Origin of the sequence: Bartonella sp. A05, assembly GCF_026930145.1 — a bacterium.
Taxonomy (GTDB): Bacteria; Pseudomonadota; Alphaproteobacteria; order Rhizobiales; family Rhizobiaceae; genus Bartonella.
In genome coordinates this window covers 541805-559415 of the sequence record NZ_JANHOJ010000001.1, presented here as the reverse complement: position 1 = coordinate 559415, position 17611 = coordinate 541805, and the positions used below count along the sequence as shown (strand labels likewise).

Annotated in this window: 15 protein-coding genes and 1 other RNA gene; 7 read left to right on the top strand and 9 right to left on the bottom strand. The window is 42.3% G+C overall.

Annotated elements, in window-relative coordinates:
* Positions 1-77 precede the first annotated feature (77 nt).
* The 9 genes from NPX98_RS02295 to infA all read right to left on the bottom strand — a co-directional run bounded on the left by NPX98_RS02295 (position 78) and on the right by infA (position 11556).
* Positions 78-1199 (bottom strand): N4-gp56 family major capsid protein, encoded by a 1122-nt coding sequence (locus tag NPX98_RS02295; protein ID WP_269022384.1) that lies wholly within the window; start codon positions 1197-1199, stop codon positions 78-80.
* Between the two features lie 149 nt (positions 1200-1348).
* Positions 1349-2095, bottom strand: a complete 747-nt coding sequence (locus tag NPX98_RS02290; protein ID WP_269022442.1) for a hypothetical protein — start codon at positions 2093-2095, stop codon at positions 1349-1351.
* 274 nt (positions 2096-2369) lie between these two features.
* Complete coding sequence (locus tag NPX98_RS02285; RefSeq protein WP_442864446.1) at positions 2370-4130, bottom strand: portal protein; 1761 nt, start codon at positions 4128-4130, stop codon at positions 2370-2372.
* The gene (locus NPX98_RS02280; RefSeq protein ID WP_269022381.1) at positions 4130-5455 is read right to left on the bottom strand and encodes a PBSX family phage terminase large subunit; all 1326 of its coding nucleotides are present in this window, start codon (positions 5453-5455) and stop codon (positions 4130-4132) included. The genes NPX98_RS02285 and NPX98_RS02280 overlap by 1 nt, the downstream gene beginning before the upstream one ends.
* A 546-nt stretch (positions 5456-6001) precedes the next feature.
* Complete coding sequence (locus NPX98_RS02275) at positions 6002-6331, bottom strand: hypothetical protein (protein WP_269022379.1); 330 nt, start codon at positions 6329-6331, stop codon at positions 6002-6004.
* Between the two features lie 879 nt (positions 6332-7210).
* Complete coding sequence (gene clpB, locus NPX98_RS02270) at positions 7211-9799, bottom strand: ATP-dependent chaperone ClpB (protein WP_269022378.1); 2589 nt, start codon at positions 9797-9799, stop codon at positions 7211-7213.
* Positions 9800-10069: 270 nt separating this feature from the next.
* Positions 10070-10315, bottom strand: a complete 246-nt coding sequence (gene yacG / locus NPX98_RS02265; protein WP_269022377.1) for a DNA gyrase inhibitor YacG — start codon at positions 10313-10315, stop codon at positions 10070-10072.
* A gap of 38 nt (positions 10316-10353) precedes the next feature.
* Positions 10354-10998 carry a Maf family nucleotide pyrophosphatase gene (locus NPX98_RS02260; RefSeq protein ID WP_269022376.1) on the bottom strand — a complete coding sequence of 215 codons (645 nt, stop codon included), beginning with the start codon at positions 10996-10998 and terminating at the stop codon, positions 10354-10356.
* A 339-nt stretch (positions 10999-11337) separates the two neighbouring features.
* Positions 11338-11556, bottom strand: a complete 219-nt coding sequence (gene infA / locus NPX98_RS02255; RefSeq protein ID WP_004857577.1) for a translation initiation factor IF-1 — start codon at positions 11554-11556, stop codon at positions 11338-11340.
* A gap of 543 nt (positions 11557-12099) precedes the next feature.
* On the opposite strand from infA, the gene purE reads away from it, so the two are divergent.
* The 7 genes from purE (at position 12100) to NPX98_RS02220 (ending at position 17413) form a co-directional block, all read left to right on the top strand.
* On the top strand, positions 12100-12597 hold the full coding sequence (purE, locus tag NPX98_RS02250; RefSeq protein ID WP_269022371.1) for a 5-(carboxyamino)imidazole ribonucleotide mutase: 498 nt from the start codon (positions 12100-12102) through the stop codon (positions 12595-12597).
* A 1-nt stretch (position 12598) separates the two neighbouring features.
* Positions 12599-13717: a 5-(carboxyamino)imidazole ribonucleotide synthase gene (locus tag NPX98_RS02245; RefSeq protein WP_269022370.1), complete on the top strand. Its 1119-nt coding sequence runs from the start codon at positions 12599-12601 to the stop codon at positions 13715-13717.
* A 604-nt stretch (positions 13718-14321) separates the two neighbouring features.
* Positions 14322-14447 (top strand): type B 50S ribosomal protein L36, encoded by a 126-nt coding sequence (ykgO, locus tag NPX98_RS02240; RefSeq protein ID WP_013545486.1) that lies wholly within the window; start codon positions 14322-14324, stop codon positions 14445-14447.
* A gap of 7 nt (positions 14448-14454) precedes the next feature.
* Complete coding sequence (locus tag NPX98_RS02235) at positions 14455-15270, top strand: tetratricopeptide repeat protein (RefSeq protein WP_269022368.1); 816 nt, start codon at positions 14455-14457, stop codon at positions 15268-15270.
* 364 nt (positions 15271-15634) lie between these two features.
* Positions 15635-15794: non-coding RNA, 6S RNA (ssrS, locus tag NPX98_RS02230), on the top strand.
* Positions 15795-15958: 164 nt separating this feature from the next.
* Positions 15959-16573 (top strand): 5-formyltetrahydrofolate cyclo-ligase, encoded by a 615-nt coding sequence (locus tag NPX98_RS02225; RefSeq protein ID WP_269022441.1) that lies wholly within the window; start codon positions 15959-15961, stop codon positions 16571-16573.
* Positions 16574-16576: 3 nt separating this feature from the next.
* Positions 16577-17413 (top strand): TIGR00282 family metallophosphoesterase, encoded by an 837-nt coding sequence (locus NPX98_RS02220; RefSeq protein WP_269022367.1) that lies wholly within the window; start codon positions 16577-16579, stop codon positions 17411-17413.
* Positions 17414-17611 lie beyond the last annotated feature (198 nt).

The following is a 17611-nucleotide window of genomic DNA, read 5'->3' as shown; positions in this document are numbered from 1 at the left end:
ATAGGTTCCTTTTTTGTATTTCTCCCCCAAAGAAGTTCTTTATTGGGAGAGAAAAGATCAAAACTTTTGCGCATATTTTAAGCAGGTACACCATAGGTTGGTATTACGATTGTACCGAAATCTTGTGCATCTTGAGCACTGCTTGTTGGCAAATTGAAGCATGTTTTTTTCATACCAATGATGGTTTTTGCTGCCACACCGAATTCGCGTTCATAGTCAAAGAGTTCTTCCACCAATTTATAACGCGTTGCTCCCTGATCTTTACCGAAAGCGATAACAGCACTTTGTGCCCCAAGCAAAACAGCACGGCGCACTTTAGACACAACATTTCCTAGAGTTCCTGACTCTACGCCTTCGGTTACATGTTCGGCTTCCCGCAAGATGACCCCATTATACATACCGAGGGATCCATTATAGATTGGGTTTTTCATACGGCTACCGCTGTAGATTGCTTTGGTAATATCGAGCCACTGCCCAGCTTCGGTATTGGTTCTCAATTGTGTAACCTGTGTTGGATGGAGATAAAGCACATAAACATTTTCGCCATCGACACGCACGGGCCTAATTTTTGGATTTGCAAGTTTCGCGCGTTCAACAGCTTTATCGATCAATTTGAGATCAAACAGATCGTTTGCTTTCAAATCTTCATCTTTTATTTTTCCATTGGGTCGCACGACACGTTTATTGGTCGGAGCGGTTGGTGTATTAAATCCGTAATGGACAGGCTTCAATGTAATGGTTCGTCCTTCGAAATGGAGCGTTTTTGCGGTATAACCACAAACATGAATGAAGAACATCATGCTCAAACGATCGGCATACCAATCGACCAACCCATTTTTTGCTTCTGTGCGCAAATTATGTAAGATACGTTGCTGATCGATGGTTCCTTCATTTTTAACCCGAACAGCATGAACGAGTTCATTAATCGCCAATCGGTCATTTAAGAATTGCAAGACTTCTTCTTTGCCTTCAATCTCCTGTCCTTCAGTGACACCATCACCGAATAATTGCGTCCGCAAACTAAAGCTAATTGAATCGCCACTTGCCTTATTGGTTTCATCTTTCAATTGTATAATACTGTTTGAATCTTTTCCAATTAATGGTGCAATAGAAATCGCTTTTGAGACTTCTTGATTGAGTAGTTTAGACCACGAGCGCACAGCCATTGGGTCGTTGAGTTTGATTTGCGTTACAGCCATTTTTCCCCCTTAGAATTATTGATAAAAAAAATCCGGCGAACTGCCGGTTTCTGAGCATCCACATGTCTTATTTTCAAAGCCGTAAATTGCTTGGTTTGTGTTTTTCCTGTTTAGAGTTTTGTCTTGTGTTTATTCACAGCTCTCCTCCTTTAGAGATCGCCTCCCCCCATTAAATGATTAAAAGCGGCTTTATTTTTGGGATCATTAATCCAAGTACTAAATTCTGCTTCTGACATTTTATCGAGCATTTCCAAAGAAATAGTTCCGGTTGGGGTCAAACCGTTATGAGCAGCAAGTGTGCGTGCAGAATTTTGCCTTTCCTGTATAGTTTCAACAGAGTTGCTTTGCAGCGTGTTCGTATAACCAATTTTTTGTGCAATAGTGTAGATCACTTGAGCAGGATTTTGCTTTTTTTGTGCACAATCCCGAATAATCTGCTTTAATTCATTTCCGATTCTTTCATCAATAACTTTTGGATCGGCCATTTCGGGATAGAGTGCAGCACAAGCAGCCAATTGTTTAGCACGCGTATCATAAATGAAGTCTGCGGCTTGATCGAAATCTTGATGCTTTTGTTTGACATCTGCCACAGATTTCTGGAAAAAAGAGCGCAATTGCTCTGCTTCTGAAGGAACAGAACTGTGTTGTGATTGAGCACGTAATAATTCCTGTTTGTGGAGTGTTTTTCCCAACCATTGCATATAACCCATAAAATCTTTTTGCGGATCTGGTGGTGCTTCAATCCCTTCAGCGTTTTGAGACTCTTCTCGATTTTCTCCGATATTTTCTGCCTTTTCCCCCTCCACAGTGTTAACCTCTTCATGGTTTTCACTTTCTTGAAGAGCATTTTGTGTGAATTGGTTTTGTTCTTCCCAGATTAAGTTTTCTTCGTCCATTGTGTCAGCCTTTTTTCTATTCAGACAATAAGATACCGTCTTCTCAACAAATGATGAGATGCTTTGTGTAGAAAATGCCCTTTGCGCATTATCCTGCTTTGGCACCATCCCAGAGCGCCCCCAAACTGCAAATGCCTTTTACAAACGGGTCTTGCTCTTTTTGCTTTGTCCCCAAGCCAATCTTTTTATCCGTCCTGTTGGAATAAGCGGTTTCACCACTATTTCCATGACGTTTTCGGCTTCATTTCTGAGTACAGCAGAGCGTATCCTTGTGTTATAGGAGCACTTGCAGGTTATCCTGTTCTAGATTCTGCTTTTGCGCTTTTGTCGCAATTTTATGAATAAGCGATGCAGGCAATGGTGAATAGTGCAATAAATCGAGCATCATATCTGGTGTTGCGAAATTCTGCATTAAAGGAAGCAATTGTGTAATAACAGCAAATGTCCGTTCTTTTTCATTAGGACTTGTTGGCGCATCATCGACAACAATATCATATTCCAGACTGGTAACCATTTCGCGCGTCAGCGGCACATACTTAGCGTTTTCTTCACCGACGATGCGCACCAATCGCCCATCAGAAAGATAATTTTGAATGAGATAGAGGATAATTTGCCCCTGCCGTTTCCGGTATCGCCGCAAGCCATCAAAAAAGGATGCCAAAAGGTTAAGTGATGATTGGCGTCGTTGTTCTTCAAGAACACCTGGTTGGTTTACCGCGCGTATCCCAATAAATTCGGGAGATAATCCTGTTACTTGAGAAATTGCGCCTTTTGCTTCATTAAAGAGCTGAAAAAATCCATTTGGAAATTGGGCCACTGGTTTTGGCTGGATTCTTCCTCCCGAGACAGCACCACTTTTAAGCCATGTAATACTATCGGCTCTTGCCCAGCTTTCTGCAGCTTGCCGATCATCATCGAAAGCATCACGTTCTGCCATGATTCCGCCTTTTGACTGACTATTGAGCAAATGCATGACTTGACTAAAATATTTATTGGCCCACCGTTGCGGATCTTTTGCTGCTTTGACGATACCATAAAATTGTCTGCTTAGCTTATCAAAATATCCTGTAATACATTCCCACCCCAGTTGATCGGAGGGCACTAATGGCTTATCGGGTGCATCGAGTAGTTTTTTTCCCAAGAATGCACGTTTAACGATTTTTCTAGTCATTTTTGTCGCTTGGATTTGTGGGATATCTTTTTTTATACTTTGAAAGTCCTGTTCTGAATAATCGATAAACTGCCCTGTTTGGGGGTTGAGGACTTTATAATAGACCTCGCGCTCAAACCACCGGCATTCAGCCAAAGTCACCATTTTGGGACCAGAAGAGCTACCACCCTCGCCATATTCGTTGTGAAAGCTTTGGCTTTCGCCATCGCTGGAGTCGTGCAGAAAGCTATGATTTTGTACCCAATCGGCATTGAGTTCACTCCAATGGACATTTGGGAACATTTCCTTAGCCATAGCGAGAGGTTTTTCATCGATATACCATACGCGCTGTGCATCGATCAGATTGGGCTTAATAGCACTTGCATCCCAGACCATTTTCATGGGATCCAATCGCGCGATTACTGGTTTTCCCTTTGGGTCCTCTTCGTAGTCAAGCCGTGTATCTGTCCAGCCCATTCCGCAGATAATTGCATCTTGGAAAGCATCAGAATCTTCAAATTCTCCACCGGCCTCATCGCGAAACCATTCAGCCGCTCCGGTTAAGATTTCATTGGCCAAAGCGGCCCCTTCTTGTCTGGGAATAAATTGCACTTGCCGTTTATTATTTCGCTCAGCCCCAACAACCGCATGAATCAAAGGAGCGATACGGTTAAAGGTCATAACAGGTCTATTCTGTTCCCGTAGCACGGCGAGATCTTGCTCATTCCATTGCCGCCCATTGTAGAAATCATAATCTTCTTGAGCATTCTTGCGCCATTGCTCGGCATGTTTGATATCATCCTGATACCAACCGACAAGTTTTTTAAAAAGCGCTTGATGTTCGAGTGTTTCACTCAAGTCAAAAAAAGCTGTACCGTTGTTCATTAGAAAGCCATCCATGATGTTTGAGAATAGGAAGAAGAGCGATAGATATCTTTTCTGGGTTTGTTGTTGGGTTGTTCATAGGCGATACACATAAGTCCGAAACTATCGGCGCCATGGCTTGCCCAATCATGTTCTGCACCTAATCCGATATTGCGTTGCTCGTCGCGTTTTTCGTGATACCATGCGAGTGCTTTTCGTCCAGCCTCTGTTGTGTCGCGATTAAACCATATGGCCGGAAATAAACGTCTCACCGCTTCGATGCGCATTTTGACGGCTCCCAGTCCTTGATTTGGAATAATTCTGGTTTGAAATCCGGCTTGTTGGAGAGCACTTTCAAAACTAACATTGCAAACCCGATCTTTTGTTGCCCCATCGTGAGGCAAGACCATAAGAGCCTCGTTATATCCCTTATGGCACACCCAGCCAATGTGCTCGGAGAGAGGCTGTCCTTGCGCTTCATAATAATCGAGGACGCGAATTTCACGACCGACGAATTGTGCTACCCATAAGGCCGTTGCATCAGCCTTTGCTCCTGTTCCCCCAATATCCCAAAAGATTTTAATCTGAATGAGCGGATCACGCGGAACATATGTAATCCGTCCTTCCTGTTCAGCTTCGAGGAGTGATTTTTGATAATATGCACCTTGAATGGCTTGCAGATAGTGGCCTTCCCAAATATGCTGATACTGTTCCGGCCTTTGTTCAAAATCAGCTTTTCGATCTCGATTGAGTTTATCAGGAAATTGAGGATTATCGCGCCAATTGATCTCCACCCCCTTAATATTGGGATCGTTTATATTTCTGAATCTTTTTTCAACGGGCGCATTTTCCCGTACGGGGTTCCAAGTGACCCATAATTCAGAATGCCAATTTTTTCCTTCTTCTCGTAATGTTGGAATAAGCGTTTGCCATGCATTGTCTGTGACGGGTTCTGCTTCATCAACCCAACAAATCAGAATGCGTCCCATGGATTTAATGCTTGTGATATTGCGATCAAGCCCAGCAAAAACATAAACGATGCGCCCATCTTTTGATTTGATATATTTATCACCGATCTCATAATAGTCTTGTAAAAAGCGATAAGACTCAATAGCTCGTTTAATTTCTTCCAAGGAACTTTCATTAAGTGAATTTTGGAACTGTCTTGCACATAAAATTATACCTCTTTCCCCTGCCTTTCCGTGCCGATAACCAACCACCGCTGACATCAAAGCAAAGGATCGTGTTTTTCCAGATCCTCGCCCTCCCCAAGCGGCACGCACATCTGCTTTTCCAGCAAAAACAGGGATAAGTTTTGGGATAAGAGCAACTTGAGCTGTTGTCATGAGCGACTTCCTCGTTGCTTTATTTTTCTGTAGATCACGCTTCGTTCCCCCATCAGACCCATTCTCCGATCAAACCTTGTTTTCCACTTAAACCTTGTTTTCCGCTTAAGTCTTGCTTCCTTGTCTTGCCCATAAGCTCCCGCCCCCGCGCCATAATCACGCTTTTCTCACCAGCTTGACTGTTTGATTAAACCTTATTTCTTATCTTTCACGCTGATAACCACCCACAGCCGACATAAAGCCAAGGCGTGTATTTTCTAGAGCTATTTTCAACGCGCTCCATGATTTTCCCCCGCAGCGGCACGCATATCAGCCTTTTTAACATCCCCGCGCTCGAAAGCAGCGTCGACATCAGCGTTTCAGAAAAAGACGCTCCCTTGTTCCGCATTCTTTCCGCAAATGCAGTATCATTTGCGCAGTATCATTTGCGCAGTGTTATATAATTTGTGTGTTTTTGTGCATAAATGGAGTTTTCTCGCATATTGAGCGCTTGAGTGCCCTATCAAAAACCGGTTTGACTTACCGTATGAACGATCATTTATAGCGCTAATCATTACAAGTCGATGCATTATGCTCCTCAAGCGTCGTCTCCTTTGCAATGACCGGCACAATTTCAACACGTGAAACTGTTTTGACATCGCCTCCCCCTTCTCCGGTCACTTGCAGAGGCAAAACCTTTGCCAAAAGCGAGAAAAAAGGCACAGGATTATTGATCGCATGATATTGAAGATAAGATACCAAACCATCAGAACCATAGTGATACCCCGCCTGTGCAGCAGCTGTCAGAATAGCATCTTTGAGCAGTTTTGTTGTTTTATTCAATGCGCCTTTTGGCCGCCCTCTTCTGCATGAAGAGAGACTTTTTTCATTTGTCACCTGAATATTCCTTCAAATTATTTGCTCCATGCGAATCTCTATGCCCCCGAAGGAAGAACAATCACATGACCTCGTGTGTTGCATAAATATTACCGGTAAAAACCGTAAAATAATCTGCACATCTCCTCTGTGGCGATACCAAATTCAGTGCACGCCTCAGCACAGGATCGCATTTTTCAAACCCATGCTTTCACCAAACTGGTGCTTACTTTAGAACATTTCAACATGTATCCCAGCAGCCACCCGCAAGAAAGATGGTTGAGCATTGTTTCCAGATTTTACATATTTTGTTGCATGCTTTACTGCATATTGCTCTGATCATTTTTTTGATTTGATCAAAACTGATCCTTGGGCATAACCGCTCTCTGCATTCACTTTCGGGCATGCAAAAACCCTATTGATCTACGCTTCTCTCCAAAGCGCTGCACAATTCTAAAATGTACGCAATTCTAAAATGTACATTGTGCAAACAGATATATGTTATAAATAAAGACAGGGAGCAATCACACACAAAGGTACCATCCCCCTCGGAATCAAAAACCCCAATGATGAACAGGATAAAATGTAATAGGGTAACATGTCATAAAGAATGTAAATTACGGCGTAGATCGCCTAAAGCATCCCATAAAAACCCGCAGACGTAAAAATCTAAAGACATTCACCTCTGAGGAATATTTCCCCCGCATGCCTACCCTCTAGAAATAAATAGAACCTAAAAAAGAGAAGACTGACAAAATCCGCTTCACTTATTTATGCCCTCTATCTCGGAATAAAAGTACCTTGATAAAGAAACATAGAATTCCGATTATGGATTTATAATATCCATTTAGGTTTACTTTGTCAATTTTTATTTTCTGTTTTCATTGTTTTTGTCCTTTTTTATGCCTCATTTTTTAGGGAGGAAAATGCCAATTTTTCTTCTTTTTTTGTTACCATAATGGTTTCTTCATCTTGAACTGTTCCAAAGAGGATGCTTTCGGCAAGAGGATCTTGAATTTCTTTTTGAATGATTCGTTTTAGCGGCCTCGCGCCATAGAGTGGGTCATATCCTTTATTTGCGAGAAATTCGCGCGCTTCTTGTGTAATTTGCAATGTTATGTTTCGTTCATTGAGCAAATTTTGTAAATATTGTATTTGAATATCAACGATAGCTTCCATATCTTGACGTTGCAATCTTTGAAAGAGAATAATTTCATCAATACGGTTCAAGAATTCAGGTCGGAATGCATCCTTAACGGCGTGCATGACATCCTCTCTGACTGTATCGGTTGTTTGCCCTTCAGGCAGTGCGGTTAAGAAGTCAGCACCAAGATTTGATGTCATAATGAGCAATGTATTTCGAAAATCGACGGTTCGCCCTTGTCCATCTGTTAAGCGCCCTTCATCGAGCACTTGGAGTAAGAGATTAAAGATATCTGGATGTGCTTTTTCAATTTCGTCAAAAAGGATGACTTGATAGGGTCTCCGTCTTACAGCTTCGGTTAGCACGCCCCCTTCTTCGTATCCGATATATCCTGGCGGTGCACCGATGAGTCGTGCACCAGCGTGTTTTTCCATATATTCTGACATATCGATTCGCAGCATTGCATTAGGGTCTTGGAAGAGGAAAGCAGCGAGCGCTTTTGTTAATTCTGTTTTTCCCACGCCTGTTGGCCCTAGGAACATGAAGGATCCGATTGGCCGATTTGGATCTTGTAATCCGGCGCGCGCGCGTCGCACAGCCCGAGCGACGGCTTGAACGGCTTCGCCCTGTCCGACCACTCGTTTACTGATTTCATCTTCCATACGCAATAGTTTATCGCGTTCAGCTTCGAGCATACGATCGACGGGAATTCCTGTCCACCGTGAGACGATTTGCGCGATATGTTCAGCACTTACGACTTCTTCGACTAGATTATTTTTTTGGTCGTCATTTTCTGCAATGTTCAGTTGTTTTTCGAGTTCAGGGATCACACTATAGGCTAGTTCCCCAGCACGTTGAAACTGTCCGTTACGCTGTGCAATAGCTAGAGCATTTCGCGCTTCTTCGAGCTGTTTTTTTAAGTCGGCGGCATGACCTAATTTTTGTTTTTCAGCCTGCCAAGCGCTTGTCATCTCAGTGGATTGTTTTTCCAATGTATTGAGTTCAGTTTCCACAGTTCGCAACCGCTCTTTTGACGTAGGATCGACTTCTGTTTTCAAAGCTTCCCGTTCAATTTTTAACTGCAAAATGCGCCGATCTATTGCATCAAGCTCTTCTGGTTTTGAATCGACCTGCATACGCAATCGTGCAGCAGCTTCATCGATGAGATCAATCGCTTTATCGGGCAGAAATCGATCGGTAATATAGCGATTTGACAAGCGCGCAGCGGCGATCAAAGCACTGTCAGCCAAACGTACTTTGTGATGTTGTTCGTATTTTTCTTTGATGCCGCGTAAGATAGAGATTGTATCCTCAAATGTTGGCTCAGGCACGAAGACGGGTTGGAACCGTCGTGCGAGAGCGGCGTCTTTTTCGACATATTTCCGGTATTCTTCGAGTGTTGTAGCGCCAACACAATGGAGTTCACCGCGTGCGAGAGCGGGCTTCAGCAAATTGGAGGCATCCATAGGGCCATCGGATTTCCCGGCTCCCACGAGATTATGCAATTCATCAATAAAGAGGATAATCTGTCCATTTTCGGCTTGCACCTCTGCTAAGACAGCTTTTAATCGTTCTTCGAATTCCCCCCGATATTTTGCACCAGCAATAAGAGCACCCATATCCAAAGCATAGAGTTGTTTATCGCGCAATGTTTCAGGGACATCCCCATTAACGATACGAAGTACCAAACCCTCTACGATTGCGGTTTTTCCCACACCGGGTTCACCGATAAGAACAGGATTATTTTTTGTTCGGCGTGAGAGAACCTGAATTGTTCGGCGAATTTCTTCTTCCCGTCCAATGACAGGATCAAGCTTTCCTTCGCGTGCATCTTGTGTAAGATTGCGTGCATATTTCTCCAATGCATCATATTGGCTTTCAGCATGCGGGCTTGTTGCTGTTTTTCCTTTTCGCATAGTATTAACTGCTTGATTAAGAGCCTGTTGTGTTAAACCTCCGGTTTTGAGAATATCGGCAGTTTTTGCGGTTTTTTCCATGAGAAGAGCTTGTAACACCCGTTCCACAGTGACAAATTGATCACCCGCTTTCTGCGCGAGATCTTCAGCCATTGTAAAGACTTTTGCGAGCGGCTGCGACATATAAAGCTGTCCATTTCCGCCTTGCACTTTAGGCAAAGCATCGAGTGCTGCTTTGAGTGCTTTTTGAATGCTTGGCAAATCCCCCCCGGCTTTTTGAATCAAGGAAGCCGCCAATCCTTGATTATCATCTAAGAGTATTTTTAAGAAATGTTCAGGCATAAATTGCTGATTGTCGGAAGAAAGGGCGCTATTTTGTGCTGCTTGTAAAAAACCTTGCAGTCGTTCACTATATTTTTCTAGGTTCATGTTGTTCCTTTCTTTGACCGCTATTTCATTTCATCTTTTAAAGCTTTTCTTCAAATTTCCCCAAAAACGATGCGGAATATCATTAACGATGCAGATTGAAAACTGTCTTATATCTACACGCAATATGGGATTTCAAAACAACCATAACAAGAGGAGGGAAGAAGAAGCTCTGGCAAAATGAGCATCCTCTCCCCAAACGCAACATTCCATTTCCAAGGGCAAAGCAACTGCTTCTCTAGAAACTCTTTTTCCTTCAGACTATAGCGATTGTTATTCTTCTTCATCGGTCTGTTGCGGTGGTGGTGGTAAAATATAAGCACCTGAAAGCCAACGATTAAGATCGATAGCCCGACATCGGGATGAACAGAAAGGATATGTATTCTGCTGTGACATTTGGCCACATTCTGGGCACGGACGTGGAATGCGCGCTGGAGACTTCTGCATTGATTGTTCAAGCCGCTTTAATTTTTTTTCTTGTTGTTCCGCCATTCTTTTTGGTTGATTAAGCTTTTTCATTGTGCTCTGCCTGGTTAATCAATCCTTTTGGACGTTTTTTATTCATCGATCTCATTTGTCCAATTTTGGAGAATGGGGTAATGATGGTTTATTAAGAGATCCATTGTTTCAGCGAGTGGCAAACCCACGACATTGGAATAAGATCCCGCAATATTCACGACAAAAGCGCCAGCTTTTCCTTGAATAGCATATCCTCCTGCTTTTCCTTCCCATTCTCCAGAAGCCAAATAAGCATCCATCATCGCGGTGGTCAAACGTCTAAAACGGACACGACTTTCGACCAATTTTATGGTTGATTTTCCGCATTCATTGAGCACACAAATAGCTCCATACACTTGGTGCACACGTCCAGACAGGAAGCGTAAATATTCATAGGCTTCATCTTCTCCTTCTGGTTTAGGAACAATGACGCGCCCGACAGCAACCACGGTATCTGCAGCCAAAATGAGTCTTTTTTTTGCTAACGAATCTTCACCGTTTTTTTGATCGTACCATAACAAGATTTCTCGCGCTTTAAGTGCTTTTTCCTTTGCTAAACGCTTAGCGAGATTTGCGGGATATTCTTTTGCTTTTGGGGTTTCATCGATATCGGCGGCATAAACCTGTTGAGGATCAATGCCCATTTGCGCCAAAAGTGCTAAACGACGCGGTGAAGCGGAAGCAAGCACCAAATCGATTTTCATTGTTGCCCCTTTCAGAGTGATTGTAAGCGTATTCTATGATCTGCTTTTTTTCTACTGATACTGATCTTGTATGATAGCTTATTTAGTTAACACACGTTTTACACGCTCATCTTACACGCTTACTGGGTTATTTGCAAATTCGCTCGTATTTAGATATAGCTTTATTCAACATGAATAGAGTGTGTTCCGTTTGAATACAATCTATGTCTTACCCTATATCTTACCTACATATGATCTTTCTTTGATTTTTCTCGTCCACATATGCGCTTTTCTGCACACAGCCTCACCGACGATCCAAAGCTTTGGAACATCGATTCTGGAGCATATCCTGTTACCAATTTATTTATAGCGATATGTAATCCGCCCTTTTGTCAAATCATAAGGTGTCATTTCAACCATAATTTTATCACCGGCCAAAACACGAATACGGTTTTTGCGCATTCTTCCTGCAGTATGAGCGATAATTTCATGATCGTTTTCCAGTTTTACACGAAACATAGCATTTGGTAAAAGCTCAGTTACAATACCAGAAAATTCCAAAACTTCTTCTTTGGACATAAATAGAGACTTCCTTTATGACTTGCATATTTATTTTATTTTTGCGCTATAAGCGACTGCTCAGCGTTCATATCCTATTTTCTTGTTTTTGTGAACAAGGTTTCGGTACAAAGAGCAAAATTTTGCTTTTACACGTGCTTCCTAACAATCTCAAGAGGATTATTGAGTTTAAGAGAATTTTTGCCACATTTCTGTTTCAAACTCTCTCACTCGTTTGATTTTTTTTAGGCTTTTTCATTTGTTTCATCTAAGATATTTTACCTTTATACGCAATCCTGTCCAATCGTATTTGCCCATTCATGCGCATTGGCTCACCTTTCCTCTCCGATACCATTACTCTACTTTACATCTTATTGTAACAATTTTGATTTCGCCTCCTCCCTTTCTACGACTTTCATTATGGACATTCAAAAGTAGATTAAAAATCTTTTTGCAGGCAAATAAGAAAAGTATTTATCCTTATCGATTGACTTTGCAAAGAGAGTATAAGACTCTTAGAGAATGTAAACTGAATTGCATTTTAGGAACGAAAAAGGATATGCCATGGCTCAAGAATCATATGACGTAGCGATTTTGATGGGGAGCCAATCAGATTGGCCCACTATGCGCCATAGTGCGGATATTTTAACCGGTCTTGGCATTTCTCATATTTCGCGTATTATATCGGCTCACCGCACTCCTGATCGGCTTTACAGCTTTGCACAATCAGCGAAAAGTTCAGGCTTTAAAGTTTTGATAGCAGGAGCTGGCGGTGCTGCGCATCTTCCTGGCATGTTAGCGTCTATGACTCCGTTACCTGTTTTTGGGGTTCCTGTACACACCCAAACTCTATCGGGTCAAGATTCTTTGCTTTCGATTGTGCAAATGCCGGCAGGCATACCAGTTGGTACCTTAGCGATTGGGAAAGCAGGCGCCATTAATGCAGCCCTTTTAGCAGCATCGGTTTTGGCAGTTTATGATGATGATTTGGCTCAACGGTTACAAGACTGGCGCCAACAACAAACAGCCAATGTTGCTGATTGTCCAACGACTGAGGTTTAAGATGGCACATTGGTCTAACGGATTACCACCAGGCAGTATGATAGGTTTGATAGGAGGAGGACAGCTAGCACGCATGCTCGCCATAGCGGCGGCAGAACTTGGCTTTAAAACGGTTATTCTCAGCCCTGAAGCAGATTGTCCAGCATCACAAACGGCCAACGAGCATATTGTTGCCCCTTATGATGATCGTTCAGCCTTAGATCGCCTTATTTCGATGTGCGATGTTGTTACATATGAGTTTGAAAATCTTCCACTTTCAACGATTCAGTATATAGAGAAAATCAATGTTCTTTTTCCACCGTCGAAAGCTTTGGAAATTGCTCAAGATCGTTCACTTGAGAAGCAATTTTTAAATGATCTAGGCATCCGCACGACATCATGGCATTCAGTTGATGACCGTGCCTCTTTGTCTTCAGGATTATCTGCCTTAGGCGGACGTGGTCTTTTAAAAACGCGATGTTTTGGCTATGATGGCAAAAATCAGATTGCGCTTCATCATCCAAGCGAAGAAATCATGGACAAAGCTTTAACCGCTCTTCAATATCAACCATCGATTTTAGAAGAGATTGTTCCCTTTTCGTTAGAAATTTCGGTTTTATCATCGAGCAATCCTCAAGGGGAACATGCTTTTTATGACTGTTCAGAGAATAAGCATCAAAACGGTATTCTTCACAAAACATTTGTTCCGTCGTGCGCTCCACATTTTGTACAAGAAGCGGCCCAAGAGATAAGCGCTATAGTTATGGATGCCTTGCATTATGTTGGTGTACTTTGCATCGAATTTTTTGTCTTAGCAGATGGCCAACTTCTGGTTAATGAGATCGCTCCTCGCGTACATAATTCTGGTCATTGGACGCAAAAGGCGTGCATCACTTCACAATTTGAACAGCATATCCGTTCTATTTGCGCCCTTCCGTTAGGGAGTACAAACCGCCATAGCAATTGCGAGATGACGAATCTTCTTGGCAATAACCTAGGTGATTTCCAATATTTTCTAGGACAAGAGGATACATCGGTGCATTTATATGGCAAAAGCGATATTCAACCGACACGTAAAATGGGGCATGTTATCCAGTTAACAGGAACACCCACGGCCTCTCCTCAACACATAACAGAATAAACACGCCCTAACCCAAGTGCTTTAAGCAAACGCCCTCATACGTTCTTTATGTCCGAATGTATCCATATACTATCGGCATACTATCGGCACATGAATGCACATCACTCCATTGCACAAACTCCATGCTTCACACAACCATACAGGCACACAGGCACACAGGCATCACCCTACCTATTATCATTCCTTCCCTGCTATCATCACAGAAACGATCAATCTATCGGAATTATCCACATCAGGAACAATCTAGAAAAAAGAGCAAAATTTGCACATCGAGAGTTCAGCAATAAGAACTTGAAATCTTCATTCAACATACACAAATAACATCATTTCTCAGTCTCACCCTTCAACGTCTCCCTTTCATTTTATGAGAAATTTTGTGGCAGATGTTCGCTTGACAGAAATAAGGCTTCCTGTTAGAAAGACCGTGATTTTTTTGCAATTTCTACTTGTTTGTTGTACTGATAAACGCTCTTTTGTTATTCAGAAGTGCGTATATTGTGGTAATAGAATAAGGATAGGAATTAAAGAGAAGGTGCGTAATATGACATCCTTGTGTGTAGAATTTGTGTGTAGAACGTTCCAATATATATAAACGGTGAGTATGATGAAAATTAAAAATTCGCTTAAAGCACTTAAAGAACGTCACCGCAACAATCGGTTGGTTCGTCGTAAGGGTCGTATTTATATTCTAAATAAAACCAATCCGCGTTTTAGAGCGCGTCAAGGCTAAACATTTAATGCCTGTTATTTTCTTGCAGGTTTTATATCTTTTAGGTTTTATACAACTCTTTTTCTTTTTGAGTTGGCGTTTTTCTTTTTTTTTCAAAATTTTAAAGCGGCAGAATTTTTTTATTCTTTTCGTAAGTATTTTTTGTTTGACATCTCCTAGTCTTGGTGGCGATCCTCCTTCTTTACTGTTGGATGAATCTCTTCCGCAGTCCCTTTTACCTTCGGATGATCTGATTTTTAGTCAACCACCTTCAGCACCTCATGATCCTGATTCGGCAGCAACTGTTCTTGAGGGTTTTGAGTCGACGCGGAACGCCCATTCTTATACGGTAGAACAGCGCAAAGAAGCAGAAATTATGCGCTTACTCAAAGAATTGAAATATAGTGTTGATATCGATGAAGCCAAAAATATCAGTCAGCAAATTCAACTTTTATGGTCACAATCAGGCAATGAAACCATTGATCTTTTAATGGCTTGGGCCGACGATAGCATCAGTGCAGAGGATTATGGCCTGACACTTGATTATCTTGATACTGCGATAGCACTTTCTCCCACTTATGCAACCGCTTGGGTTAAACGTGCTTGGGTTCATATTCAATTGAGTGACTTTAAACTTGCAATGCTTGACCTTGAACGAGCTATTACGCTTGAACCACGGAACTATATGGCATTTTTTGAGCTTGGAATCACCATGGAAGCAACAGAACGGCCACAGCTTGCCATCAAAGCCTACGAAACAGCACTCTATTACTACCCGCAAATGCAGCAACTCCAAGAGCGCATTGGCATTCTTTTAGAAAAACAATCCAGCCAAGAGGTGTGAAACAACACCTCAGGGATTTCTCTTGCAAGCGCTATGGAAGCAACGGAATGATCCCAGCCTCTCCTCAAAACCTACGAAACAGCACTCTATTACTCTCCGCAAATACAGAAATTGCAAAAGTACATTAGTATGCCTTTATAGAAGAAATCTAACCAAAAACAATCTACTAAGGGATAATTTTGCCAAGCACAATCTATCCCTGGACACTTTAGCCAAGCAATCCAACAAAACCACCTCACCAAGCAATCCAATAAAACCATATAATAAAACCACCCAACCAAGAGGTTTGTATTGATGCAATTTTAGAGTGCCATTATGTCATTTTTATCTAGTCGAAAGAATCAAACTGTTCTATAATGGAGACGGTGTTCTGCGCTTCTCGACAGGAAATAACATATTCCTGAGACCTTATTGATTTCCAAGGGAGCTGTCCCTGAAGAAGCTCGTGGGCTTTTTCATATGGCGCCCACCTACAGCGTAGGTTCTCGGGGTCAACCTTTTCCATCGGTTGTTGTGGTTCACCATTCTTTTTATGTGAGGTTCTTAGGATTTAACCTTTTCTATCGGTTGTTGTAGTCCATCACTTTATGTTATAGATTAAGCAAATCATTCAATATTTTTTGCAATCGATTTGGGGTATCATGAGTTGAGCGATGCCAAACATTACCGATCTAAATTCACACCGAAATTGACTGAGCAAAACACTTCTGCATGCACATCATCGGCTTTATCGGTTCGATCGCGTTTGCGTACTCTTGGTTTATCACGCCGTAATCAGCTTTCAGCACATGATAAGCGTCTTTTTTCACAGCAAGCCTGTTCCCATATGATTCATTACCTTGAACGAATAGTTGAGGATTTTTCAAAAACCATTCTTTCTGGCTATTGGCCAATACGCTCAGAAATAGACCCCCGCCCTGTTTTTCATTTTGTATCATCGCGTGGTGGTTGTTTAGCATTACCGGCAGTGCTGGACCGTACAACGATGGTTTTTCGCAAATTTTCAGAGGGCATGTCCTTAGAGCCGATGCGATTTGGCACGGTTGGCCCCGGAGCTGATAGTGCTATTGTTTCTCCCACTATTATCATTGTGCCTCTTTCCGTTTTTGACCGCCAGTGCCATCGGCTTGGTTACGGTGGAGGATATTATGATCGTGCTGTTGAAAAACTTCAGAAAAATAAATCATCTATCCATTTATTTGGCTTAGGTTTTTCGTGTCAGGAAGTTGAGTCCATTCCCTATGCAGAACATGATCTTGTTTTGCGTGGAATTTTCACAGAAAAAGGTTTTCTCGAACGTTAAACTATGATTAAAACGCTTATGCGATTTTTATTTTTAGGTGACATTGTTGGAAAAACAGGCTGCACAGCTGTCTTTAGAGAGCTTCCGCACTTAATTGAAAGGTGGCGGCTGGATTTTGTTGTCGTCAATGGGGAAAATGCTTCCAATGGTTTTGGCATCACACAAGATGATTATCAAGACCTTTTAGCTGCGGGTGCTAACGTTGTTACAACGGGAAATCATGCTTTTCAATACAAAGAGACACTAAAATTTGCTAACGATAGCGACCATTTTTTACGCCCAGCGAATTTTTCCCAAGGGACAGCTGGCAAAGGTTCTGGTTTATTTATAGCGAAAAATGGCGCGCATGTTCTTGTTGCCAATGTTCTGGGAAATGTTTTTATGCCGTGCGCAGCGGATGACCCTTTTGAAACGGCAGAAAAGATTGTTTCCGCATGCTCTTTGGGTGAGCAAGCCGATGCCATTATTTTTGACTTTCACGCAGAAGCCACAAGCGAGAAGCAATGTTTTGGCCATTTTCTTGATAGTCGTGTGAGTGTTGTTGTGGGAACCCATACGCATATTCCCACGGCGGATGCACAAATTTTAGAGGGTGGCAGCGCCTATATGTCGGATGCGGGCATGTGTGGTGACTATAACTCCTCTCTTGGCATGGACAAGGAAGAACCTTTACACCGTTTTCTTTATAAAAAAAAGCTGGGTCATTTTGAACCCGCACAGGGCTCTGCAACGCTTTGCGGTTTAGCTGTTGAGCTGTCGGATCGCACAGGGCTTGCGGAAAAGGTATCAGCGGTACGCCTTGGGCCTCATTTAAAGCCTGAGGTTCCAGATTTCTGGTAACCTCTCTCTTTACAAGAAAAGCGCTTTGATATACCTCTTAAACGTTCGAGCAAAGACATCTTCGCAGGAACAAAGCAACTCTTCGCAGGAAGCAAACATCGTCCATAGAGACTTTGCGGGCATTAGCGATACACCTTCTTGGGCCTCATGTAAAGCCTGAGGTTCCAGATTTCTGGTAACCTGTTATGAAAATTGCGC